Annotated in this window: 24 protein-coding genes; all 24 read right to left on the bottom strand. The window is 28.2% G+C overall.

Annotation, left to right across the window (positions count from 1 at the left end; all coding sequences use genetic code 11):
* Window positions 1-2: 2 nt before the first annotated feature.
* The 24 genes from VJY38_RS09445 to VJY38_RS09330 all read right to left on the bottom strand — a co-directional run bounded on the left by VJY38_RS09445 (window position 3) and on the right by VJY38_RS09330 (window position 24769).
* A complete protein-coding gene (locus tag VJY38_RS09445) occupies window positions 3-1184 on the bottom strand; it encodes a GWxTD domain-containing protein (protein WP_353680447.1) in 1182 nt (393 codons plus the stop codon).
* Window positions 1185-1277: 93 nt separating this feature from the next.
* The gene (gene rho, locus VJY38_RS09440) at window positions 1278-2525 is read right to left on the bottom strand and encodes a transcription termination factor Rho (RefSeq protein ID WP_353680446.1); all 1248 of its coding nucleotides are present in this window, start codon (window positions 2523-2525) and stop codon (window positions 1278-1280) included.
* Between the two features lie 147 nt (window positions 2526-2672).
* Complete coding sequence (locus VJY38_RS09435; protein WP_353680445.1) at window positions 2673-3947, bottom strand: bifunctional folylpolyglutamate synthase/dihydrofolate synthase; 1275 nt, start codon at window positions 3945-3947, stop codon at window positions 2673-2675.
* The gene (locus tag VJY38_RS09430) at window positions 3947-4855 is read right to left on the bottom strand and encodes a dihydroorotate dehydrogenase (protein ID WP_434968569.1); all 909 of its coding nucleotides are present in this window, start codon (window positions 4853-4855) and stop codon (window positions 3947-3949) included. The genes VJY38_RS09435 and VJY38_RS09430 overlap by 1 nt, the downstream gene beginning before the upstream one ends.
* Before the next feature lie 53 nt (window positions 4856-4908).
* On the bottom strand, window positions 4909-5667 hold the full coding sequence (locus tag VJY38_RS09425) for a dihydroorotate dehydrogenase electron transfer subunit (RefSeq protein WP_353680443.1): 759 nt from the start codon (window positions 5665-5667) through the stop codon (window positions 4909-4911).
* Between the two features lie 61 nt (window positions 5668-5728).
* Complete coding sequence (gene rpiB, locus VJY38_RS09420) at window positions 5729-6352, bottom strand: ribose 5-phosphate isomerase B (RefSeq protein WP_353680442.1); 624 nt, start codon at window positions 6350-6352, stop codon at window positions 5729-5731.
* The gene (locus VJY38_RS09415; RefSeq protein WP_353680441.1) at window positions 6349-7416 is read right to left on the bottom strand and encodes a mannose-1-phosphate guanylyltransferase; all 1068 of its coding nucleotides are present in this window, start codon (window positions 7414-7416) and stop codon (window positions 6349-6351) included. The genes rpiB and VJY38_RS09415 overlap by 4 nt, the downstream gene beginning before the upstream one ends.
* Window positions 7416-8288, bottom strand: a complete 873-nt coding sequence (locus VJY38_RS09410) for a hypothetical protein (protein WP_353680440.1) — start codon at window positions 8286-8288, stop codon at window positions 7416-7418. Before VJY38_RS09410 ends, VJY38_RS09415 begins: the two co-directional genes overlap by 1 nt.
* Window positions 8289-8410: 122 nt before the next feature.
* A complete protein-coding gene (locus VJY38_RS09405; protein ID WP_353680439.1) occupies window positions 8411-9259 on the bottom strand; it encodes an HDOD domain-containing protein in 849 nt (282 codons plus the stop codon).
* 17 nt (window positions 9260-9276) lie between these two features.
* Window positions 9277-9594 carry a hypothetical protein gene (locus VJY38_RS09400; RefSeq protein WP_353680438.1) on the bottom strand — a complete coding sequence of 106 codons (318 nt, stop codon included), beginning with the start codon at window positions 9592-9594 and terminating at the stop codon, window positions 9277-9279.
* Window positions 9595-10161: 567 nt separating this feature from the next.
* Entirely contained in the window at window positions 10162-11388 is a 1227-nt protein-coding gene (locus VJY38_RS09395; RefSeq protein ID WP_353680437.1) for an anion transporter, read from the bottom strand.
* The gene (locus tag VJY38_RS09390) at window positions 11389-12777 is read right to left on the bottom strand and encodes an MFS transporter (RefSeq protein WP_353680436.1); all 1389 of its coding nucleotides are present in this window, start codon (window positions 12775-12777) and stop codon (window positions 11389-11391) included.
* 30 nt (window positions 12778-12807) lie between these two features.
* The gene (murB, locus tag VJY38_RS09385) at window positions 12808-13818 is read right to left on the bottom strand and encodes a UDP-N-acetylmuramate dehydrogenase (RefSeq protein ID WP_353680435.1); all 1011 of its coding nucleotides are present in this window, start codon (window positions 13816-13818) and stop codon (window positions 12808-12810) included.
* 87 nt (window positions 13819-13905) lie between these two features.
* The gene (locus tag VJY38_RS09380; RefSeq protein ID WP_353680434.1) at window positions 13906-16320 is read right to left on the bottom strand and encodes a DNA internalization-related competence protein ComEC/Rec2; all 2415 of its coding nucleotides are present in this window, start codon (window positions 16318-16320) and stop codon (window positions 13906-13908) included.
* On the bottom strand, window positions 16317-17219 hold the full coding sequence (locus VJY38_RS09375) for an alkaline phosphatase family protein (protein WP_353680433.1): 903 nt from the start codon (window positions 17217-17219) through the stop codon (window positions 16317-16319). The genes VJY38_RS09380 and VJY38_RS09375 overlap by 4 nt, the downstream gene beginning before the upstream one ends.
* 1 nt (window position 17220) lies before the next feature.
* Window positions 17221-17670, bottom strand: coding sequence for a D-aminoacyl-tRNA deacylase (gene dtd / locus VJY38_RS09370; protein WP_353680432.1), 450 nt, complete (start codon window positions 17668-17670; stop codon window positions 17221-17223).
* The gene (gene prmC, locus VJY38_RS09365) at window positions 17667-18521 is read right to left on the bottom strand and encodes a peptide chain release factor N(5)-glutamine methyltransferase (RefSeq protein WP_353680431.1); all 855 of its coding nucleotides are present in this window, start codon (window positions 18519-18521) and stop codon (window positions 17667-17669) included. The genes dtd and prmC overlap by 4 nt, the downstream gene beginning before the upstream one ends.
* A gap of 69 nt (window positions 18522-18590) precedes the next feature.
* A complete protein-coding gene (locus VJY38_RS09360; protein WP_353680430.1) occupies window positions 18591-19919 on the bottom strand; it encodes a c-type cytochrome in 1329 nt (442 codons plus the stop codon).
* 11 nt (window positions 19920-19930) lie between these two features.
* Entirely contained in the window at window positions 19931-20815 is an 885-nt protein-coding gene (locus VJY38_RS09355) for a protoheme IX farnesyltransferase (RefSeq protein WP_353680429.1), read from the bottom strand.
* Between the two features lie 2 nt (window positions 20816-20817).
* Window positions 20818-21420, bottom strand: coding sequence for a cytochrome c oxidase subunit II (gene coxB, locus VJY38_RS09350; RefSeq protein WP_353680428.1), 603 nt, complete (start codon window positions 21418-21420; stop codon window positions 20818-20820).
* A 9-nt stretch (window positions 21421-21429) separates the two neighbouring features.
* Window positions 21430-21711: a cytochrome C oxidase subunit IV family protein gene (locus VJY38_RS09345; protein ID WP_353680427.1), complete on the bottom strand. Its 282-nt coding sequence runs from the start codon at window positions 21709-21711 to the stop codon at window positions 21430-21432.
* Window positions 21712-21717: 6 nt separating this feature from the next.
* Complete coding sequence (locus VJY38_RS09340) at window positions 21718-22350, bottom strand: cytochrome c oxidase subunit 3 family protein (RefSeq protein WP_353680426.1); 633 nt, start codon at window positions 22348-22350, stop codon at window positions 21718-21720.
* Complete coding sequence (gene ctaD, locus VJY38_RS09335; RefSeq protein WP_353680425.1) at window positions 22343-23980, bottom strand: cytochrome c oxidase subunit I; 1638 nt, start codon at window positions 23978-23980, stop codon at window positions 22343-22345. The genes VJY38_RS09340 and ctaD overlap by 8 nt, the downstream gene beginning before the upstream one ends.
* Window positions 23981-23986: 6 nt before the next feature.
* The gene (locus tag VJY38_RS09330) at window positions 23987-24769 is read right to left on the bottom strand and encodes an SCO family protein (RefSeq protein WP_353680424.1); all 783 of its coding nucleotides are present in this window, start codon (window positions 24767-24769) and stop codon (window positions 23987-23989) included.
* Window positions 24770-24773 lie beyond the last annotated feature (4 nt).

The following is a 24773-nucleotide window of genomic DNA, read 5'->3' as shown; positions in this document are numbered from 1 at the left end:
TTTTAATCTTCCAGTGTAAAATTTCCAAGTCCACTATGATCAGTAAAAGTAAATTCTTTATTTATATTTTGATAAATCCAGATTTCTCTTACTTTATTATCCGAATAATCTCTTAAAATCTTATCTGGCTTACCATATTTAATATAAATCTTACCTCTATCGGTCTTAGCACCAAATTTATTTGTTAATGTACTAAAATTTTCATTTGCATAATCAACTCTTTTATAAAATTCATTCATCAATTCATTAAACTCGTATTTTCTATTGGGTAATTTTTTATCCCAATAATTTATTAAGGATTCATACAAATTCTTTTTTGAATTCTGGAATATATTCATAACAACATCATTATCTTCTATAGTCTTTAGAATTTCTACTGCAAAGTTTACATTATCAAGTGATACTGGTTTATTAAACCATTTTACCTGTAATTGAAATTCTACTTTTTTATCATTCAATAAAATTATTAGTTTGGTAGAACCTTCACGCAATTTATAATTAAATTTATCTATAATGAAATATCTATATTTATTTTGTTGTGAATTAAAAATTCCAATAAAATCATTGCAATTATTTATTATTAAATTACCATAAAAAAACTCTGTAATTGATTTTTCATAAATCAAATTAGCATTTTGTTGAATATTTACAACTATTTTTTTTATTGAAGTATCTTTCACAGGAACGACAAGATAATAATCACTATTTGAGAAAGGTACAGTGTTTTGAGAATTAGTAAGTTTGAAGAGCAAAGAATCTCCACAGCTTACTTGTGATTTTTCAACTATTAATGGTGGAAAAACATAATCTTGAATTTCATTTTTTAAATTAATTTTTATCGAATCGAGAACAAATGTGTTGGTTGTATTTTCCAGACTCAATGTTGGTAACACTGTATAATTATCATTGTTCAACAATATAAATTTTGTAATTCCCTCTAAAAAAAGATCTTTTGATTTTGTCTTATTATAGTCATTTACATAAATATTTTTAATGATTGATTCACGATTGATTAACTTTCCCGATTCGAATAAATCAAATTCGAGTTTAACACCAGCAACAAAATTTTCATTTTTCTTTATAAAGATAAGATTAGAATATGGTATCTTAAATGAAAGGTAAAGAAGATTAGAATTTTCTGAAGGGAGTATGTTTTTTTCAATCAGTATAATATTTTCCTTCACAGGTTCTACATTTAAACATAGAACCTGTGAAGTTACAATTGATAAGAAAAAATATATAAAGTAAAAAATCCTGAGGGTAAATTTCATATAATATTAGCTATTCATACTCTGCAAGAATTCTTTGTTATTTTTGGTGCCTTTCATTTTATCGAGTAAAAATTCCATAGCTTCGGTTGGATCCATATCAGAAAGAATCTTTCTTAATATCCATACTTTATTTAGTTCATCTTCTTTAAGCAGAAGTTCTTCTTTTCTTGTACCTGATTTATTAATATCAATTGCAGGGAAGATTCTTTTATCTGCAAGATTTCTATCCAGAACAAGTTCCATATTACCAGTACCTTTAAATTCTTCAAATATTACTTCGTCCATACGACTACCAGTATCAATTAATGCAGTAGCAATAATTGTTAAACTACCACCATCTTCTGTATTTCTTGCAGAGCCAAAAAATCTTTTGGGTTTGTGGAGTGCATTAGCATCAACACCACCAGAAAGTATACGACCACTATGTGGAATTACAGTATTATGTGCACGTGCTAATCTTGTAATACTATCAAGTAATATTACCACATCATCGCCTGCTTCTACCATTCTCTTTGCTTTTTCTATAACCATATTAGCAACCTGAACGTGTCGTTCTGCAGGTTCATCAAATGTAGAACTTATTACTTCTGCTTGAACAGAACGTTGCATGTCAGTAACTTCTTCGGGTCTTTCATCTATTAAAAGCATAATAATTTTTACTTCGGGGTGATTTCTTGTTATTGAATTGGCAATTTTTTGTAGGAGTATTGTTTTGCCAGCTTTAGGAGGAGAAACTATTAAACCTCTTTGCCCTTTACCAATAGGTGCAATCAAATCTACAATACGCATTGAATATTCACCGGGTGCCGATTCTAATTTTAATCTTTTAGTTGGATAAATAGGGGTAAGATTATCAAAAAGTGTTCGTTCTCTAATTGCTTCTGGGTCTTTACCATTTACAGCTTCAACTCTTAGTAAAGCAAAAAATCTTTCGCCTTCTTTTGGAGGCCGAACCTGACCACTTACAAAATCTCCAGTTCTTAAACTAAATCTTTTAATTTGTGACGGAGAAACATAAATATCATCTGGAGATGGCAAATAGTTATAGTCAGCTGACCTTAAAAATCCATAACCGTCAGCTAAGACTTCAAGAACACCTTTTGAAAAGGTAAGGCCATCTTTTTGTGATTGGGCTTCGAGGATTTTGAAAATTAATTCCTGTTTTCTAAGGTCACTATAACCTGTAAGCCCAAATTCTTTGGCGATTTTGTATAAATCAACGATTTTTTTTGATTGTAATTCTGATATGTCCATTGGCATAACTAACTCTTCCTACAAATTGTGATTAAATACCTCAATATTTATTTTTTTAAACTGGGGATCAATTTGACATTTGATCTTATGGATTAATTATTAAATAACGCAGAAGTTTTTCTGAGGTTCACTGGAAAATTATATTTCTTATTTCTTATTGTCAAGCATAAACTCCTTTATTTTTAATTTTATTTCACCAAGCAAATAAATACTACCGAGAACAACCAGGCATTTCTCAGAATCTTCTAAAAAAAATTTTTTTATATAATCATCTGGATTCTTCAATGGAATAACGTCAATATTAATTTCATCGGTAATATTAACAATTTCATCAATTGTAGCCGCTCTTTCATTTTGAATTGAAGTTACATAAATACTATCGAAAAAAGGAGTCAATAATTTTAGCATCTCTTTTATGTTTTTATCTTTCATTACGCCAAAAATTAATTCCCTCTTTGAGTAGGAATAATATTCTCTTGTAAATTCTTCTAAAAATATTTTAACTCCTTCTGGATTATGAGCCGAATCAAAAATTATTCGTGGTTTATCATTTATTATTTCATACCTGCCACTAATACCGGTATTGATAACTACATTTTTTATTCCTTTATTTATTTTTAAGAAATCATCAATACCTAAAATTTCATTTAAACATTTTACAGCTAAAGAACAATTTAGTAATTGATGATATCCTCTCAATGGTGTTGTATAAATTTTATATGTTTTGTTATTTAAATTTACATCAACATGATCTTTATTTCGGACAACAAAACTATCCAATGGGAAATATTTGCAACCTGATTCATTAGCTTTTGTACGTATAACATTTTCTGCTAATAAAGGCATATTTCCACTTATAACAAGGGTTCCTTTCTTAATAATCCCGGCTTTTTCCTGTGCAATTTTTTCTATTGTATTTCCAAGCACGTTTGTATGTTCCAAACTAATTGAAGTTATAATCGAAGCCAGTGGATTAATAATATTTGTAGCATCAAGTCTACCACCAAGACCCGTTTCAATAATTGCATAATCAACTTTATTGTCAAAAAAATATTGAAAAGCCAGTGCTGTTGTAATTTCAAAAAATGTTGGTTCAATTTCATTAATTAATTTTTCTATTGAATTATAAAAATTAAAAATATATTCATCTTCAATTTCCTGACCATTAATTCTAATTCTTTCATTAAATTTTATTAAATGGGGTGATGTATAAAGACCAACTTTATAACCCTGTTCCATTAATATACTTGCAAGAAAAGAAGCAGTACTTCCCTTTCCATTAGAACCCGCAATGTGAAAACATTTTAATTTTTTATGTGGATTATCAATTACATCCAGTAATTTTTCAATGCGCTCAAGACCAAGCTTAATATGAAATTGGCGCATTGAATAAAGTTTTTTTAGAATCGGTTCGATATTCATTATAAAATATAGGATGCTGTTAAATCAGATATTTTTTTAATTGACATTTTCTCGCAGTAATTTTTTAAGCCATCTAAAATTTCAATGCTTGCATAAGGATTTACAAAATTAACCGTGCCAAGTTGAACTGCAGAAGCACCAACAATCATGAATTCAACCACATCTTTCCAATCCATAATTCCACCGATGCCAATAATTGGGATATCAACATTACGACTTATTTCTAAAACTTTTGCCAGTGCAATTGGTTTTATTGCTGGACCCGAGAGGCCTCCAGTAATGTTTTTTATTTTTGGTTTTCTTGTCCATATATTAAAAGATGTTCCAACAAGAGTATTAATTGCAGATACAGCATCTCCACCATTATCTTTTACCACTTTTGCGAAATCAGAGATTCTTGAAACATTAGGTGATAATTTTATAATCACAGGTTTGTTTGTTACAGATTTTACTTTTTCAGTAATTCTACCAACTGCTTCCAGGTTATTTCCGAATTCCAGACCGCCTTCTTTAACATTTGGACAAGAAACATTAATTTCAAAAGCTGCTATTGATTCTTCTTCATTTAAGATTTTCGTACACTCCACATATTCTTCAATAGTACTCGCTGCAATATTACAGATTATTGTTGTATTCAAATTTTTGAGAAATGGTATCTTTTCTTTCAAAAAAATTTCTACTCCTACATTTGCAAGACCAATTGCATTCAACATACCAGAAGGGGTTTCGCAAATTCTTTGTGGTGGATTTCCTTTGCGTGGTTTCAAAGATATAGACTTTGTTACAATTCCACCAATCTTACTCAAATCAATAAATTCAGCAATTTCATTTCCATAACCTACTGTTCCTGATGCAAGGAGTATTGGATTCTTTAGTGTTAGTGAACCAATTTTAACTTTAAAATCTATTTCCATGATATACTTAATTGTGTTCTTTAGAATTATTAATGTTACAGTAAATTTTAAAATAATATTTTATCTGCATCGAAAATGGGTCCATCTTTACAAACTAAATAATATCCATCTCCATTTGATTTTTCTATTGGGCAACCCTGACAAATACCAAAACCACAAGCCATTGCGCATTCAACTGAAAGTTGGCAATCAAGATTTTGTTCAAGTGAAATTTGTTGTAGAGCTTTTAGCATTGGTGTGGGTCCACAGGCAAATATTCTAATCTTTTTATTTATAAAATTTTTTAATTCCATTTTGAATAAATCAATTATAGTTCCATGAAATCCTTCTGAGCCATCATCTGTTGCTAAATGAATATTTTTCATTTGATATTTAATTAAATGTTCTTTTGTTCTTCCACCAATAAAACTTATTATATCTACATCAGAAGATATTTTTTTTGTAAGATATGGAAAAGGTGCAGTCCCAATTCCACCACCAATTAAAATTGCTAAATCATATTTACCTTCGATAGTAAATCCATTGCCCAGAGGACCTAAAATATCTAATTCATCCCCTTTCTTTTTTGAAGATAATATTTTCGTTCCTTCTCCATGAACATCAAAAACAAAAATTAATTTGTTTGCATCCACATCACAAATACTAAACGGTCTTCGTAGTAATGGATAATTTGTATCAGTAACTTTAATATTGCAAAATTGACCGGGCTTAATTTCTTTTGCAATTAAAGGAGAAAAAACTTCAATTAGATAATAATAATTTGATAATTTCTGAATTGATTCAATACGAGCTTTTTCGATAACCAAGAAATATTCTCAAATTGTTTTGCAAATTTAATTTATGAATAATTAATTGACAAAATTTAGATTACTTTTTCATAAATTTTTCTTCGATAGCTTTAATTTTGTCCAGCCTTCTTTGATGACGGTCTCCAAGAAAAGTTGAATTTAACCAGACATCAACGATTGATTTGATTGTTTCTTCACCAAGTGATTTTGCACCAAGTGCAATAATATTTGCATCATTATGCTCACGAGAACTTTTTGCAGAAAATTCATTATAACAAGTTGCAGCTCTAATATTTGGTAATTTGTTAGCAGTTATCGCCGATGGAATTCCAGTTGCATCTAATAAAATACCGCAGTCAAATTCTCCATTCGATACTCTTTGAGCTACAATTAAAGCAATATCGGGATAGTCAACTGAATCTTCTGTAAAAGTGCCAATATCTGTTACATCATAATTTTTATTTTTAAGATATTCAACAAGTATTTTTTTTACTTTAAATCCTGTATGATCAGAACCAATTATTATTTTGTTAACAATTTTTGATTTTATAGTTTCATCATTATCATAAACTATTTTCAAGTTAGCATATTTTATTCTATCTAAAGCTAAGGGAGTAAGAATTTGATTTTTTTTAAGATGGATTTCACCTGCCCCAACTTTTATTAAATTAAGAATATCATTTTCGGTTATAACTTTTTTCATATTAAATCTGTTCTGTTATTCATTTTAAGATAATCAACTACCTGACGCACATCCTGTGCATAATTACGATTGCATATTAATAATGCATCGTTTGTGTTAATTATAATTAAGTTTTCCGCTCCAATTACAGCAGTAAATTTTCTTGGAGAAAATATATATGAGTTATAAGTTTTTTCTGAATAAACATCACCAATAATAACATTTCCATCTTCATTTTTTTCAGAAACTTCATAAACAGCTTCCCAGCTTCCAACATCATTCCAATAGAAATCTGCTTTTGTAACATAAACATTATCTGCTTTTTCCATAACTCCATAATCAATTGAAATACTACGAAGCTGACCATAAACTTGAGTAAGCTGAGATTCAAAATCATTTGTATTTATTGCAGATTCGATTTTCAAAAGTCCTTCGTAATGTTCTGGTAAATATTTTTTTAATTCATCTAAAATAACATCAACTCTCCAGATGAATATGCCAGAGTTCCACAAAAAATCACCACTTTCTATAAATCTAATAGCAGTGGATAAATTAGGTTTTTCAGCAAATGTCAATACTTTATGAATATTATTCTCAATCTCCTTCTCATCAAATTGAATATATCCATAACCAGTTTCAGGTCTTGTAGGTTTAATTCCAATAGTAACTAATCCTCTGGATTCATAAGCAAACTTTGCAGAATTTAAAAGACATTTTTGAAATTCTTCTTCATTTTTAATAAGATGATCTGAAGGTAATACAATAGTTACAGCTTCGGGATTTTTTTGTTTAATAATAATAGATGCTAAACCAATACAAGCAGCGGTATTTTTACCGAAAGGTTCATCAATAATATTTTCTTCTGGAATATCTGGAAGTTGTTCTTTAATTCTGAGCTTTTGAAGTCTATTAGTTATTACATAAATATTTTTATTTTCTACTAAACCATTAAGCCTTTTTACAGTATCTTGAATCATTGTATTTTCGCCAAAGATGCGAATTAATTGTTTAGGTTTTCTTTCTTTGCTTCTGGGCCAGAAGCGGGATCCTACACCCCCAGCCATAATTACTATGAATAATTCCATTAGAATACCCTTTTAGTTTGAAAAATCATTTTACCAAAATTTTCTGCACGATTAAGGTAGTTTGTAATATCAACTTCTTTCCCTCTTACAACAGCAACAATAACAATTAAACAAGCTCTTAAAGCTTCGATTACTAAATTACTTGGAGCAATTTTTTTTTGATGAATAGCTTCAAGTCCCTGAGCAAATATTTTATGCATATTGGATATTATTTCAAAACCAACTTTTTGAGAAAGTTCAGCGTTTTCATTCATTAACTTTATGTATGAATTAATTTCACTCTCGGTATAATCATACTTAGAAACTTTATTTAAGAATGAATCCAAATCTTTGATAGGTCTTAATATCCTTTCTTCAAATTTTTCGAAGCTAAATTCGTTAAGTTTTGATAGTTCATCAAAAATTATTGCTTCTTTCAATTCGTCGGCTCGAGTTCGTTGAGGAATATTAATCGCTTTATTATCATTAAATTCTACTTTTTTATTTTCAAGTTTGGTTAAGTCAACATTAATAGTTTTGTTATCGAGCCTATCTAAAATATTTCTCATTGTTTGTGGTGTAACAATATCAAGAAAATAATTAATTTCTTTTACAAGATAAAAACTATGTTCCTTAAATTTATCTGAAAGTTTTAAAAAGTCTATTCTACTATTTTCAAGGTAATTCAATATTTCGCCTAATTTAATTCCAAGTTTAGAAAGTTCAGTAATCCTTTTAAAATTTTTTATTTCTTCTTCAAGATTATTTGAGCTCGCTAACCTTTCACGTAAAAGAGCAACGGTTTCTATTTTTTCAGAACTCAATCTTAAATTATTAGCAGCATTTGAAATACATTGAACTATGTATTGTTTAACAAAATCCAATTTTGCCATTAAATATTTTTCATATTACATAATCATTTAATACACACATTTTAAAAATATATAGAAAAAATGAAAGTGGTAAATAAATAATTAAGGAAGTTTATAAAGATTTGTCAGAATATAATTTGGTTTTAATCAGAGAGCATAATTTTTACTAAACGTTCATAATCATCTTTGATTTTTTTCCTTGCTGTAGAAAAAAATCCTTTAGGTAATTTAATGGCATCCCATATTTTAATATTTGGTTCTGGAATAAAATTATCCCCTCCATAGCCTAATTCCATTGCTCTTGCAATAATATCACCGAGGTGTACAGATGCTAATAATGGATTAATATTAAAACCAATAAGTCCAGTATGATGTGCACTAACAATGTTCACAACAGTTTGAGGTAATTTCCATTTTTCTGCAATAAGTTGTCCTGCACGAGCATGATTAATTCCAAGTATTTCCAGTTCAGCATCTTTTATTGGGATATTTTTTGATTCAACAAGATGAATTACTTTTGAATATTCATTTGGGACATATTCAAAAAAGATTAATTTCCCTATATCGTGGAAGATTCCTGCAAGGAAATAATTTTCCAGATTTTTTTCTCCAATTGCAGCACCAATTATTCTTGTTGCAACACCAACCCCAATTGAATGTGCCCATAAGTCTGTAGGTTTAAACTTTGTAAAAAGCTTATTCCTTGTAAATGAATTTATTACGGACAAAGCAAATACAATGTTTTTTACTTCATTAAAACCAAGATATAATAATGCTTGCGTAATTGTATCAACTCTACCTCTTAAACCATAAAAAGGAGAATTAGCTACTTTCAGAATTTTGAAAGAAGCTGCTTGATCAGTGGAAATTATTTTTGCTAATTCTTCTTTTGTTGTATTTGGATTTTCCATTGCTTCAGAAAGAGTGGTATAAATTGTAGGTAAAGTTGGCAGGTTATTTACACCTTCGATTATTTTTTTAATAACATCCATTGCACCCTCTTAACAAATTAAATTTTTTCGAGAATATGTTGAGTAGCAAGTTCAATCAATTCTTCTTCATAATCATTTTTAGGCTTCCAGTTAATTCTTTGACTTAAAATTGATTTTGCTTTTTCTAATGCCTGATCATCATATTCTTTTTTTGATCCATTTTCACTATCATCAACTATATAAATAGTTTGAATACCACATGATTTTAAAAATCGCACATGCTTTTCTTCTAACTTTACATTAGCTCCTAACAACGTATGACCAAAGCGATTTTGAATAGCTTCTGCCAGAATCATTCCATCTTTAATTTCATCAACAGAAATTAATCTCGACATTATATTTCCTTAAATAATTATTAATATCCCATATATATTTTCGTAAAATTTTAAAATTTATTGAGTGTTTTTAATAAAAATTTTTGAATAAATTAATTTTATTAACTTTAATAAATCATTAAAAGTCTTTTCAAACTATTTTATTCAAGAAATATTCAATTTATCTTAACCTTATTTACTTTATTATTAGATGCCTGTAGGACGAATCTTTTCATAATATTTTCTTATAACTTGCATAAGTTTCAATCTTTTTAAAGATTATCTCATATAATAACAAAATCAAGAATTTGAAATCATTGTTATAAATAATTGCTTTATTAAATTGAAATTAATTCCTATTCAGTTTCAAAGGACTTATATGCTCGATTGGTGAGCTTTAATTAAAGCTTGGGAAATTTTCTCTAAGTTCTTAACTTACATATAAATTTTGAAGCGGTCTGTTGTGAAGTTAGGTTGTTTAGCCTAACGATGTACAACAGATCGCTTCTGTTTTAATGTATCATAATACAATAATCCATTTTATCTACTCATAAACTAAAATGTAAAAAAGAAGTTTCAATAGAATAATCAAAAAACAAAATCAAACCATAAAATTCCAATTGTTAATGAGAGTATTGTAATAACAAGACCTGCTTTCAAATAATTAAGAAAGGTAATATTAATAAATTGCTTTCTTGCTGATTCTACCACAATTAAATTTGCTACTGAACCAATTAGTGTAAGATTTCCAGCAAATGTAGAAGCCATTCCCAGTACCAACCATGCCTGTTCTCTATTTTCCATAACTTCAATAACTGGTTTTAGAAGAAGAACTGCTGGAACATTCGAGACGAGGTTGCTTAAGAATGTTGCTGATATTGCTAATGACATTACTGACTTAGTTAAATATGGTTGAATTGTTAATTTTAAATATTCCCCAATTCCAGAAGTATCAATAGACTTAGTAACCACAAACAATGACGAAAAAAATATTAATAATGACCAATCTATTTCTCTAAAAACACGTTCTGGTTTTAATCTTCTTGTAATTAAAAGTAAACTCGCACCACCCAGAGCAGCTAATGAAATCGACATTCCTGAAATGAAAGCTATAATCATTAGAGTTGATGATAAAATGCTCTTTATCAATAAAGGTCTGTAAGGTTTTATTTCTTCTATTTCAATCTTATTGAAGTAAATTTTTTTAAACTCGCTTTTGTAAATAATTGATATAACAAAGATTACTATTATCAATCCAGCTAAAGAAGGTACGGATTCATAAATTGCATATTTTAAGAAAGGTATTTTTGAAGATATTCCAATAATCATATTTTGTGGATTACCAATTATAGTTGCAGATGAGCCAATGTTAGCTGATGTTACAAGTGCAATTAAATATGGAATGGCATTTCTCTTTAAGGTTTTTGTGATTTCAATAATTAGTGGAGTAAAAACTATTACAATTGTATCATTTAAGAAGAATGCAGATAATAAGCCTGATGAAAATGTTATTAATATTAATAAATGAAATGGAGTTTTTGCAAGGTTAATAATTTTCAAAGTAATTAACTTAAAAAATCCAGCGATTCTTAAATTTCCATTAATTACCATCATTGCAAAAAGTAAAAGAATTGTATCCATATCAATAGCATCATATGCTTGACTAAGAGATATAGCATTAGTAAATATTAAACACGTAGCTCCCACAAGTGCAATTGTAGCACGATTCATTCTAAATTGTGGAAAACTTCCTACAGCAATTCCATACAATGTTAATAATATTAAAGCAAAATGTATGTAGAGAGGAAAATTCAATTATTCACCATATTTTGTTTTAAATCCTTTCAACATCCATTTACGAGCAATAAATAATCCAAGAGGAGAAATAATTGCAATAAGACCATAAATAAACCACATTAACTCTGTATTCATTTGTGATGGTGGTACTCCAGCAGGACAAAATTTCATTAAAAACCATCCAGAATAAAGACTTGTTATAATTTTAGTTAAGAACCATGGAAATTGTCCAATTCCCATATAAATACCAGTCATATTTTTTGGAGCTATTTCTGCTACCCATTGCAAAAATCTTGGTTGCCACATTGCTTCACCAATTGTCATTAAAATCAAATATGCCATCAATGTATTTATGCTTGGGCCTAAAGCAAGTATAAAAGTTGGTGTAGCCATTACAAATGTTCCAATTATCATCATATTATAAGTATTTTTATTTGATGTAAATGCTGCAACCATTGGAGTTAAAATGAAAATTAGAATTGGATTAAGATTGACAAAAAATTCAAAATTATCCTGAACAAATCCTTCAAATGCACGACTTGTATACTGTGGAAGCGTAAGCCAGTTATGAGCAAATAATGTTTGAACTGGAATCAATATAAAAATGAAGTATAAAAATCTTTTATCTTTTAATGGGAAATTTTTTATGTAAAATTGTACTTTTTCTTTCAAGGTCATTTTATTTAAACTATCGTCGTCTTCTACTTTATTAGAAGAATCTTTTGCAACTTCTTGAATTGCTGTTTCATATGCTTTTTTCGTAATAACAAAATAAACTATTAAGATACCAACTACAGTCAAAGCAACATAAACCCAGAAAACACCAAGAATAGAATATGCTTTTCTTACTGGTGGCGAAATTAATCCTGGAAGAAATCCACCGAGATTCATTAATGCATATAACATTGCATATCCCATTGCTGCTGTTTTTTCAGTTGTTAATTTTTTTACACCAGCATAACAGGCAGGTTGATAAATTCCATATCCAAGTATTATTCCTAAAATTCCAAGCATTGAAATTATATGTGCTGAATTCCATAAACCTGGCATTCCAATATTAGGTGCTATTGTTATTAAAATTCTTCCTATAAGCATAAATGATAATGCAATTAGAAGTGATTTACGCAAACCAATCCAATCTACAGTTGCACCAAGAAAAAGCATGCTCAAAGTTATTCCAGCAGTTAAAAAACCAACCATATTTCCAGCACGTATATCATCAAGTTTGATATATTCATTAAAGTAAATAGCAAGTAATCCAACTACACCAAAATATGTTAAGCCTTCGAGCACATAAGAAAGATTTACACCAAGTAATGCTCTGGATGTATGAAATAAATCCTTAAATGGTTGTGTTATTTCATTAATAGTTTTCTTTAGAATATTTTCTGAATTAGACGATTTCATTTTAATCCTCGAAATTGTATTAGTGATTTATTAAATAATCATTACTTCATATTCCAGATTGATATTAAATTTATTATACACTGCTTTCTTTATTTCATCAGCGAAATTTTTAATTTCTTCACCTGTTGCATTCCCATAATTGATTATAACAAGAGCCTGTTTTTCGTATGTACCTACATTACCAATTCGTTTCCCTTTAAAGCCACATTTTTCAATTAACCATGCAGCAGGTATTTTGTATTTATCATTAATTTTATGAAAAGGTAAATCGGTATAATCTTTTCTTATCAACTCAAGCGTAGTAATAGGCACTTCTGGATTTTTAAAGAAACTACCTGCATTTCCGAATAAAGCTAAATCTGGGAGTTTACTTTTTCTAATTTTTATTACTGCTTCTCTAATATCGCTTGCAGTAATTAGATTAATACTAACATCCTTAAAATAATTTTGAAGATCACGATAACTAACATTTATTTTCTTTTCTTTACTGAGTCTAAAAGTCACTCTGGTAATAATAAAATTATTTTTAAATTCATTTTTGAAAATGCTATCTCGATATGCAAAGGCACAATCTTCTTTATATAAAATCTTTTTCTCTCCGCTACTTATTTTATAACCTTCAACAAATTCAATAACATTACTAACTTCAACACCATAAGCTCCAATATTTTGAACTGGAGCAGCTCCTACAGTTCCAGGTATTAGTGAAAGATTCTCCAAACCATAATAATTTTTATTAACAGCATAATTCACTAAATCATCCCATATAACATTTGCATCTGCTGAAATAAGAACATCATTTTCAGATTCATGTAATATTTCAATATCATTTCTCTTATATTTTATGACAATGCCATCAAAGTCTTTTGTGAATAAAATATTGCTACCTGATCCAAGAATAAGAAAATTGTTAGCACCTTGAATTACTTTTATTATATCTTTTAATTCGTTCTCATCAAATACTTCATAATAATATTTTGTTTTTACATCAAGATTAAATGTATTGAAATGTTTTAAGGAATAATCTTTATACACATTCATGAAATATCTCGCAGAGTTTTTTGGAAGGATCTGAATATGATTTTTTAGTAATTATTGTCATTAATAATTAACAATTAATTTTTGGTTTCAAAATATAAAGCTGTTATCAAGCTTTTTCCAATTAACATAGTTAACTTTCGAACCATCTGAACGCATTAATATAGCACCTTCTTTATCTGTTCGATGAATTTTTATATTTCTTTTCTTTAATCTATCAAGTACTTCAATATGAGGATGATAAAATCTATTTGCAACTCCAGCTGAAATTATAGCATAATCTGGTTTCACATAATTCAGAAAGATTTCACTTGTTCCTGTTCTACTTCCATGATGACTAACTTTCAACACATTTGATTTAATGAAATCTTGATATTTAATAACAAATAATCTTTCTACTTTTGAATTGATATCACCAGTAAACAAAAATGATGTATTTCCATAGACTAATTTTATTACTCCACTTCTTTCATTTGAACTAACTATACTATTTTTCATAATGTTTGAATCACTTAAAATGTAGATACGAGCTTCTTTAAATTTTATAACATTTCCATTATAATATTTATAAGGGATTGAATGATTTCTTAAATATTTCTCAAAATTAACATCATCTCTATCAGATGAATCTATTGCAGGTTTATAAATGGTTCTTATTTTTTTCATCTTGATTAAAGAATAAAATCCTTTACAATGGTCTGCATCAATATGACTTACAAAACCATAATCAATACAATTGATACCAAGTCTTTCAAGTAAAGGCAAAATTATATTTTTACCAGAATCAAAATATTTATTTGCATTTCCAGCATCAATCAATGCAGTTTTACCATTCGGAAATTTTATTAGAAAAGAATCTCCCTGTCCTACATCAATAGCCATTATGGATAAATAATTATCAGGTAAAAAATTTACATCATTAATTTTAGACCATAAATATAGATTACAAAAAATCAGGAATATTACAATTAGCTTCAGGTATATTGAATGTACTTTCTTTAAGAAAATTGTAGTGTACAATAAACACGAGTAAAAAATAACTGAATCAAAAAGTTTGAATTGATTTACAGTTATATATGCATACGGAAAGTTATTCAATTTATTTATGCTAAATAATATAAAATAAGTTACTAATTCATTTGCGGATGCATAATAATTAGCAATTGCAGGAATAATAAATGCAACGAGTATCGTTACTAAACCTAATCCAATTGTAAAACCAATTAATGGTATTATTATAAGATTTGCAATCAATGAAACAATGGATAATTTATTAAAGTAGCTGAGAACTAAAGGAATTGTTCCAATTTGTGCTGCTAAAGAAACCGCAATGTATAAAAGAATATTTTTTAAAATCTTCGAGTTAATTTTTGAATTGGCTATTAGCTTATTTAAAATTGGATAAAAAACAAGTATAGAAATTACCGCCGCAAAAGATAATTGAAATCCTGAATTAAAAAGTTCATCTGGATTAATAAGTAAAATTATAAAAGCTGAAAGAGCAATTGCATTAAAACTGTTATATCTCCTGCCAGTCATCAAACTTATAATTATGACAATAGCCATTATAGTTGCACGAGTCACCGATGCTGGTGCACCAGTAATTATCATAAATAAAATCAATCCGAAAATTGTAAATGAATATTTCAAATAAGGATTTAACCTTTGAAATAAAATGATAAATATCAAAGAAATAAAGCCTACATGTAAACCTGATACTGCAAGTACATGTATCACACCAGTATTAATAAATTCATTTTTAATGTCATAATTAATAAGACTCCTATCAGCGAGCAATAATCCCCTTAATAAAGCCAATGTATTTTTGTTATGGTACTTAGTTAATACATCATCAATATTTTTCCTAATATCAAAAATTAAATTTGCTAAAGGTTTTTGTTTGTAAGATATTATTTTCAAATTATGAGTACCATAAACATTCAACAATGCGTGTATTTGTCTGTTATTCAAATAATTTTCATAATCAAATTCACCGATATTTCTTTTATCTCGAGGCTTAATAATATTACCAGTTATTATAACATAATTGCCTATTTTAATTGAATCATATTTTTTTCTCAGTTTTTCTTCACTATCATTTAATGAACATAAAAGATTAATTTGTTTTTTGATAATATTATCATTTATGATTATTGTATCTGCTCTTAATGAAAATGAAACTCTTTCATTTTTTATCAACTCTATATTTTTTATTTCGCCTATTGCAATAACATTTGAATATCTGGGAAGTGAAAATGGATAAGAAACTTTTTGCTTATGAAGAATTGAATAGTAAAATCCACTTACAATAACAATTGTTATCAGAATAAATAACTGTTTTATGAACGATATAGATTCATTACTTAATAATTGAAAAACAAATAGAATTGCTAAAGATATAATTGACAGGTAGAAAAGAATATCCTGATTAAGATTAAAGATTGCCTGAAGTAAATAACCGCAAATAAAAAACAAGACAAATTTTATTAGCGGATAATTAGTCACTCATAAAGCTCCAGAATTGCTGGTTTAATGTGATAAAGTTTTTTAATTTTTTTTGATAATTCATTTGCATATTTGCCAGCTGTAAGTCCCAATGCTGGATTAAGTGTGTGAGCTTTAATCGATAAATCTTCAAAGTTACCGTGATCTGAACAGATGATTAAAGTCATATTTAAAGGAAGATTTTTCAATATGTATAAAATGAAATTGTCCAGAACATTAATTGTTCTATCGAACAATTCTAAATTTCTTCCGTGACCAAGATGATCTGTATAAAAATATTCAAAAAGAGTAAAGTGATTTTCACCAGCAATTCTTAATAACCGTTTTGCTGCTTTTTCAGGAGTATATAATGGAAGTTTATAATTCATTTTACTTATTAATCTATAATTTTCAATATCTGCACTTAAAGCCTTTCCATCGTGAATATCTTTTATCTTATTTAATCTAATATTACTCAAAAGACAACTTAAAGTTGTTGTACTTAAAATTCTATTCCCTTTTTTCACATAATCAAAGAATACTTTTGGATATGCATTAACAAAAGTTACTTTCTTTTTTCTTTTTAAGAATTCTTTAAAGATATTTTTTTCTTTAATCAACGGAATTAATGATGAATGGGGATATGGACCAAAATGTTTACTTAATATTTTTTGAGCATTAATTCCACAAAATATTGATGTTTGTCCTGTTCCACTTAATGGTATATCAGGAACACCAAGTAAAGCATCAACTGGGAACACATTTATTCCATTAACAGATATTTCTGGTTTTTCAAGATGGGGAATTTCACCAATTGTTTCTGTAAACATTTTAAACTGGTACTTAAAGAAAGGATTGTATTGATAATCTTTTTTACCAATACCAACACCATCAATGAATATCATTAAAGTTGAGTGCATATTATTTTGATTCAACTAAAATTGTTACTGGTCCATCATTAAAAATTTTTACAAGCATCATTGCAGCAAAAATTCCACTTTTAACTTTATCATCGCCTAAATTATGTTTCATTCTTTCAATAAATTTATTATAAAGCTGTTCTGCAATTTCAGGTTTAGCTGCATCAGAAAAACTGGGACGATTACCACGTCTTGCATCGCCATAAAGTGTAAATTGAGAGATAACAAGAACTTCACCATTGATATCTTTCAAAGATAAATTCATTTTACCATTTTCATCTTCGAATATTCTTAAATTCGAACACTTATCAGCAACAAAAATCATATCTTCATCAGTATCTCCTTCTTTAACACCGAGAAGAATAACCATACCTTTTCCTATTGATGCATAATAATTTGCTTCTTTAATTTCTACAGAACCTTCTGTAACTCTCTGTACAAGTGCTCTCATATTTTTATCCCGTAAACAATTCTATTTATTTGTTGATAATCTTTTACAAATTGAATATTGCTAAATCCAGTAGTAGTCAGAATATTTTCAATTTGTTCACTTCTACCTGCTCCAATTTCAAGATATATTCTTCCACCTGTTTTTAAATTTTTATCTGCAATCTCAGAAATTTTTCTATAAAATTTTAATCCATCATCATTATCTGTGACAGCAATTTGTGGTTCATAAAGAATTATTTCTTCCTGCAGTGATTGATATTCATTAATACTTACATAAGGTGGGTTGGAAACTATAATATCAAACTTTAGATTATAGAAATTAGTGTCTTCTAAAATATTTTTTCTTACTAATTCTATTTGATTTATAACATTATGTTTATTAACATTTTCTTCAGCAACCTTCAATGCTTCGTTCGATATATCAACAGCAACAATTTTGCTTTGAGAAAGACTTTTTGCAAGAGCAATAGCAATATTACCACTACCTGTTCCAATATCCAGTATCAGTAATGAATTTTTATCTTTTTCTCTATTAATGATTGTTTCAACTAAAATTTCGGTTTCAGGTCGTGGAATTAGCACAGACTTATTTATCTTCAGTTCCAATCCAAAAAAATCGACTTTTCCAATTATATATTGAAGTGGTTCTCTTTTAGCTCGTCTGGAAATATATTCTCTGTACTTATTAATTTCATCTTCGGATAATGGTTGATCATATTTCAAATATAAATCGAGCCTTTTGCAATTAAGAATATCTGCCAATAACAACTCTGCATTCAATCTTGGAGATTCAACCCCTTTTTTCTCTAAGTATTCAGTTGATAATTTTATAGAATCTAATACAGTAATCATAAATTAAAAAGTATTTAAGAAGCAATTAAAGATAACAAAATAGAAGGAAGTATGTTAATACTTTACAAATTATTTCTTATAAGTATTCATAATATAATTCGCAACTGCCTCAGCTTCTTTTGGTTTTAATCCTTGATTTGGCATTGATGGATAATCTGGATTTACTTTAACTGGATTTAAAATAAAATTAATGAGTTCATCCATTTTACCTTCATATTTGGGAAGTACCTCATTATAAGGTGGTCCAACAACTTTCTTATCAAATTGATGGCATGCTATACATTTACTGTTAAATATTTCTTCGCCACTGATTGTCTCTTTCAATAAACCAGTTTCTTCTAATAATTTTTTTTGATACGATTCATAATTAGCAGCTAATTGTACAAATTGTTTTTTTGCAGCTATATTAAATGCATACTGATCTTTAATAATTAAAAATGCAATTATCAATACAAATAAAAGGATTGAAATAAAATTATAATTTATTTTCCCCTGCTTAAGCATTACATACAATAGTATGCTAACAAAAAGAATTAAAATCAGTGCTATAAGTGTAAAGCTAAACAAATTATACGATAGAGAATATTTTGATTTAGTAATTACAGTAATAGTTATAATGACAGGTAAAGTTATTGTGCTTATCAAACCCAGCTTAAGTGAAAAATTATGAATAAAATTTTTATAACTTTCTTCCTGTTCTATTGCCTGTCTATTTTTTGTAAGTATAATTAAAGAAGTAAAACCAAGTGATATAAGAATGAATTGAATATAGTTGATGAAAGCATTAAAGGAAAAAATTACACCAGAATAATTATTCGAATTAGTCCACTTTTCAGGATTTTGTGTAAACTCAACAGAAGCTATAAATAAATATGTTGATAATAAAATAAATATTAATCCCAGAATTTTACTTGCATTTATAATCTTGCTTGATTTAAGAAGATAATTTCTAACATCAGATTCACTTCCATCGGGATTATAATCTTTTACAACATCTAAAGCATTTTTTATATGAATTGCATGCTTGTATGTGTATATAGATATCAATGCCAAGAAAAATAAAAAAGTTGAAATAAATATTGCTTCTGTAACAATTAAACCAGATAAATGAAGCAATTGTGCATAGCAAAAAGCTGAACTCAATAATGGTATGATACCCAATGAGAAAGCTATTCCTTTATTAAAAGTAATAAGATCAATTAATTCAATAGAAACTTTTTTATATGTAAGATTATTTTGCTTTTTACTCTTTTGTTCAAATATAATTGATAAAATAAACGAGCCAAATAACAAACTTGCATAAGAAATAAACAATATAAATGTCAGAACAAGAATATATTTGAGTAACAATAAATGTTGTGCAGATTGTGGTAAAATAATTTTATCGATAAGCTCCATATTTCTTCCCGTTATATTTCTTTAAATAATAATCTATCAATTGATATAACTGTAATTACAGCAAGGACATATAAATTAATACGAAGGAAAGTTTCTTTTAAAAAACTTTTTTCTGAATATTTTAATAATAGTCTACTTGATTCTATTATAAGCCAGATTGATAAAACAATTAGAGCAATAACGGAATAGATCTTGAACGAATAATCAAGTAAAAAAATAAAATAGCTACAAACTGAAAGAGAGACAATCCATATAAAAGTAATTCTCGATAATTGCTCATTAGAAAATATTTTAGTTAAAGTCGGGAAATTTGCTTTCTGATAATCATTATTAAAGATTAGAAGTAATAACCAGAAATGTGGAATTTGCCAGATAAAGAAAAATAAAGCTAAAGCCAGAATTTGATAATCAAATGGTGACCCTCCTGCTGATGTATAACCAATCATTGGTGGTAAAGCACCAATTAATGAACCAGGTACTACTGCCATTGCAATTTTTTTCTTAAGTGGTGTGTAAAAGAAATTATACCAGATAAGTGCCAGTAAACTTAAAATTAACGAAACAATATTTGTTGTAAAGTAAATTATTGTTAAGGAAATAATTATAATAGCAATAGATAAAATTAAAGCATGATTAGCACTTATTCTACCTGAAGGGATTGGTCTTTTGCATGTTCTACTCATTAAAGCATCTGTAAATCTTTCCTGATAATGATTTAAAGATGAAGAACCACAAGCTAAAATAAAAACTCCAATTACTGGTAATATCATATTTATGGATAATTCTTTGGAATAAAGAATATATCCAACAAAAGTAGAAAGAGCTACGAAAGAAGTAATTTTAAATTTGCATAACTCAAGAAGTAACTTAATATAGTTTAAAATTTTTTTTATCATTATTAATTCTTATTTAACCAAAAATCAAAATCTTCTTTTGATAAAACTTTTACCTTGGTATACATCATTGAATGTCCCAAGCCACAATATTCTGCACATGCAACATCATAATCACCAATTTTACTGGGTGTAAAAGCTAAATAAGTTGTCCTGCCATATATTGCATCTTCTTTAATTCTAAAAGCTGGTATATAAAATGAATGATTAACATCAGAAGAAGTCATCTCTAATTTAATTGGTTTGTTAACAGGTACATATAAAGTATCAGTAACTTTATTATTTGGATATTTAAATTCCCATTGCCACATTTTTGCAGTAACTTTAATCACAAATGCATCTTTCGGGATATACCTGATTTTCTTGAATCCAGTATAACCAAAATAAAACATCGACAATGCTATTATCGTTGGAATGATAACCCATGTAATTTCCAGCCAGATATTTCCATGTACATCAACTGGTTTGTGACCTTTGTTTCTGTTATACTTAATTACAAAGTAAATCATAGTTATAGTAACACCAAGTAAAAGTATAACAGCTATACTTACTATATATAACATTACAAAATCTACAGTTTCAGTATGTAAAGATGGTGCAGACGACATTTATTTACCTCATCTATAAATAATATCGAAAAATGTTAGAACGAATAATATTATTAAAGTTGTTCCGCTGAGAGCCAGAAATACCTTAAATATTGGCTCATCAAATTTGATATGCATAAATATATTTATCACAAGAGCAGACTTTATTGATGCTATAATCAGAGCAATAAACAAAGTATATTTTTCGAGATTTAGACCTGCTACTGTAACAGTAATTGATGTGAGAGCAAGCAAAGATATCCAAACAATAACATAAGTTAGAATACTTATATGATTATTATGATTTTTCATTTTGCCTCACTGAATTAGATAAAATAATGGGAATAAAAAAATCCAGATTAAATCGACAAGATGCCAGTATAAACCAGAATTTTCAAGTTTTATATTATTGTCTTTGGTAATTTTATTTCTTATCAAAAAGAATAACATGAATGATAAAATTATGATGCCAATTATAACATGAAGTGCATGTAAGCCTGTCATAACATAATACAATCCAAAAAATAATATTTGTCCGTTTGGTCTATTTAATAACTCATTAGAGCCTGGGTAAATTCCATGTTCAAATTTAGCTGTCCATTCAAAATATTTATTAACAAGGAATATTAAAGCAAGTAATATTGTTGAGATTAAAAAAAGTATAGATAATAACTTATTCCCTTTCTGGATGAAAGCAATAGAAAGAGCCATTGTCAAACTACTGGTTAATAGTATGATAGTATTGAATGTTCCAATCAATGTATTTAATTCCATTCCAGCAATATGAAAATCAATACTATATTGATATCGATATAAAGCATATGCTAAGAACAATCCACCAAATAATAAAACTTCAGTAAACAAAAAAAGCCACATTCCCATTTTAGCACCAATCTTATCGATATGAGAATGTTCGTGCGACATAGTTACTGTATTAAGATTTTCATTCATCTGTTTTCTCCTTAAGCTGAGTAAAATCATATGGGTCATGATTAATCACAGGGATCGTCTTAAAGTTCTCAAGTGGTGGTGGTGAAGGAATTTGCCATTCCAGAGTAGCTCCTCCCCAGGGATTTGAATCTGCTTTTGGACCTTTAAACAGTGCATACAATAAATAACCAACCATAAAAAATATAGAACCAGCTAAAATCCATGAGCCTATTGTTGAAATTAATTGCAACTTTGCAAATTCTGGTAAATAATCATAATATCTTCTTGGCATTCCCATATAGCCCATAATAAATTTTGTAAAGTATAACATATTGAAACCAATAAAGAAAAATGGGACTGTTATATAAGCTAATTTTTTATTATACATTCGACCAAACATTTTAGGAAACCAGTAATGTAGAGCTGCGAAGAAAATTGTTCCTGTACCACCAAACATCACATAATGAAAATGTGCCACAACAAAATATGTATCGTGAAGATGTATATCTGTTGCCAGAGAACCTAAAACCAATCCAGTTAATCCACCAATCGAAAATAAAAATATAAAAGTCATTACCCACAAAAATGGTGGTTGAATATCAATTGAACCCTTGTACATAGTTGCAACCCAATTAAAAATCTTAACACCACTTGGAACTGCTACTAAAAATGTAAGTAATGAAAAAATCCATCTTGCAGTATCACTCATTCCACTGGTAAACATATGATGTGCCCATACAAGATAACCTATAAATGCAATTGCAAGACTTGACATAGCTATTGCTTTATAACCAAATATTGTTCTTCTTGAAAATGTTGGAATAATTTCCGATACAACACCCATAGCTGGTAAAATCATAATATAAACTGCTGGATGTGAGTAGATCCAGAACAAATGTTGAAACAATAAAGGATCACCTCCAAGTGCAGGATCAAATATTCCTACATTAAAAGATCTTTCAATTATAACAAGTAAAATTGTAATTCCAACAACTGGAGTTGCTATAACCTGTATCCAGGCAGTTGCATAAGTTGCCCAGACAAATAATGGCATTCTGAAAAAGGTCATGCCCGGTGCTCTTAATCGATGAACTGTGGTTATAAAATTTATTCCAGTAAGAATAGATGAAAAGCCTAAAACAAATGCAGCAAAAATTGCTAAAGAAACATTTGATGTTGTTCTAACACTATAAGGAATATAAAATGTCCATCCGGTATCTATTGGTCCGCCAGGTCTAAATAATGAAATAAGAGCAAGTATTGCACCAACAACATAAATGTAATACGATAATAAATTTAATCTTGGAAAAGCAACATCTCTTGCTCCAATTTGAATCGGAAGAAAGAAATTGCCAAATATAGCTGGTAGCCCTGGAATTATAAAAAGAAAAATCATTATGACACCATGTAGCGTAAACAATGCATTATATTCTTGTGCACTCATAATAGTTCTACCTGGTGTCATAAGTTCAAGTCTCATTAGAACACCAAGTATTACACCAACTAAAAAGAAAAACAATATCGAAACGAGATACATCAAACCAATTCTTTTATGGTCTGTTGTTAATAACCATGAAAGAATACCAGAAAATCTATTTGTGCTTGTGTTATAAAAGTCTCTTTCATTTACTGCTATTGTACCATTTGACATCTTTTTCTATTGCTCCATTTTCTTTTTACTTTTTAACAATAAAATCAGTAAAAAAATTCCTATAAAGAAAAGAATAATTATCCCACTTACTCTTAAAAAATTAAAAGCATACTTTTTCCCTTCCGGGTCGTAACTATAACACAACTCTAAAACTTTTGTAACAGTAGGTCTACTAATTCCTGCTTTTGCTTCAATTAAAGCCATTTTTACATCAAAAGGATTAAATGTTGGTCCTAAAATATAACGTACTATCTTACCATCCGGAGATAATGTAATTAAAACTGCAGGATGTATTATCTGTCCTGCTTTATTCTTCTCAAAAAAATATCCTGCTTCTTTTGTAATTTTATAGATATTAGAACTATCGCCTGTTAAAAAAATCCAGTCATCTTTATTTATTTTCTTTTTAATTAGTTGTAAATAATTTCTTTTCCATCTATTTGCAATTTCTGGTTTTTCTCTTGAATCAATACTTAAAGAAATTATTTTATAATCTACACCTAACTCTAAATCAATTTTATCTATTAACCATGCTACATCGTGGAGCATTGGACTGCAAATACCCGGGCATTCATAGTAAATAAAAGCTAATAGTATTGGTTTATCAACCAATTTATTTAATTGAATTGTATCATTTTCTGAAGTAACAAAACTTAAGTTTAAGGGGAGTTTTTTGCCGAGTTGTTCATCTATTCCAACATAATTAGTTTGCGTTATATTTTTACTTAAATGATTTTTATAACTTATTGTAAATAAAATTGTTAATAAAATTATATTTATTTTTTTCATAGTA

The organism is Rosettibacter firmus, assembly GCF_036860695.1.
In the GTDB taxonomy this organism is placed as follows: domain Bacteria; phylum Bacteroidota; class Ignavibacteria; order Ignavibacteriales; family Melioribacteraceae; genus Rosettibacter; species Rosettibacter firmus.
Note: the sequence above shows the minus strand (reverse complement) of the source record. Positions and strands in the feature narration are given on the sequence as shown.

Coding starts and splice junctions, on each gene's coding strand:
- murB (WP_353680435.1), bottom strand. CDS start 13,818: ATGAATGTGTATAAAGATTATTCCTTAAAACATTTCAATACATTTAAT.
- VJY38_RS09360 (WP_353680430.1), bottom strand. CDS start 19,919: ATGGAGCTTATCGATAAAATTATTTTACCACAATCTGCACAACATTTA.
- prmC (WP_353680431.1), bottom strand. CDS start 18,521: ATGATTACTGTATTAGATTCTATAAAATTATCAACTGAATACTTAGAG.
- VJY38_RS09390 (WP_353680436.1), bottom strand. CDS start 12,777: ATGAAATCGTCTAATTCAGAAAATATTCTAAAGAAAACTATTAATGAA.
- rho (WP_353680446.1), bottom strand. CDS start 2,525: ATGGACATATCAGAATTACAATCAAAAAAAATCGTTGATTTATACAAA.
- VJY38_RS09340 (WP_353680426.1), bottom strand. CDS start 22,350: ATGAATGAAAATCTTAATACAGTAACTATGTCGCACGAACATTCTCAT.
- dtd (WP_353680432.1), bottom strand. CDS start 17,670: ATGAGAGCACTTGTACAGAGAGTTACAGAAGGTTCTGTAGAAATTAAA.
- VJY38_RS09405 (WP_353680439.1), bottom strand. CDS start 9,259: ATGGATGTTATTAAAAAAATAATCGAAGGTGTAAATAACCTGCCAACT.
- VJY38_RS09415 (WP_353680441.1), bottom strand. CDS start 7,416: ATGGAATTATTCATAGTAATTATGGCTGGGGGTGTAGGATCCCGCTTC.
- coxB (WP_353680428.1), bottom strand. CDS start 21,420: ATGTCGTCTGCACCATCTTTACATACTGAAACTGTAGATTTTGTAATG.
- VJY38_RS09330 (WP_353680424.1), bottom strand. CDS start 24,769: ATGAAAAAAATAAATATAATTTTATTAACAATTTTATTTACAATAAGT.
- VJY38_RS09355 (WP_353680429.1), bottom strand. CDS start 20,815: ATGATAAAAAAAATTTTAAACTATATTAAGTTACTTCTTGAGTTATGC.
- VJY38_RS09410 (WP_353680440.1), bottom strand. CDS start 8,288: ATGGCAAAATTGGATTTTGTTAAACAATACATAGTTCAATGTATTTCA.
- VJY38_RS09400 (WP_353680438.1), bottom strand. CDS start 9,594: ATGTCGAGATTAATTTCTGTTGATGAAATTAAAGATGGAATGATTCTG.
- rpiB (WP_353680442.1), bottom strand. CDS start 6,352: ATGAAAAAAGTTATAACCGAAAATGATATTCTTAATTTAATAAAAGTT.
- ctaD (WP_353680425.1), bottom strand. CDS start 23,980: ATGTCAAATGGTACAATAGCAGTAAATGAAAGAGACTTTTATAACACA.
- VJY38_RS09375 (WP_353680433.1), bottom strand. CDS start 17,219: ATGCACTCAACTTTAATGATATTCATTGATGGTGTTGGTATTGGTAAA.
- VJY38_RS09345 (WP_353680427.1), bottom strand. CDS start 21,711: ATGAAAAATCATAATAATCATATAAGTATTCTAACTTATGTTATTGTT.
- VJY38_RS09435 (WP_353680445.1), bottom strand. CDS start 3,947: ATGAATATCGAACCGATTCTAAAAAAACTTTATTCAATGCGCCAATTT.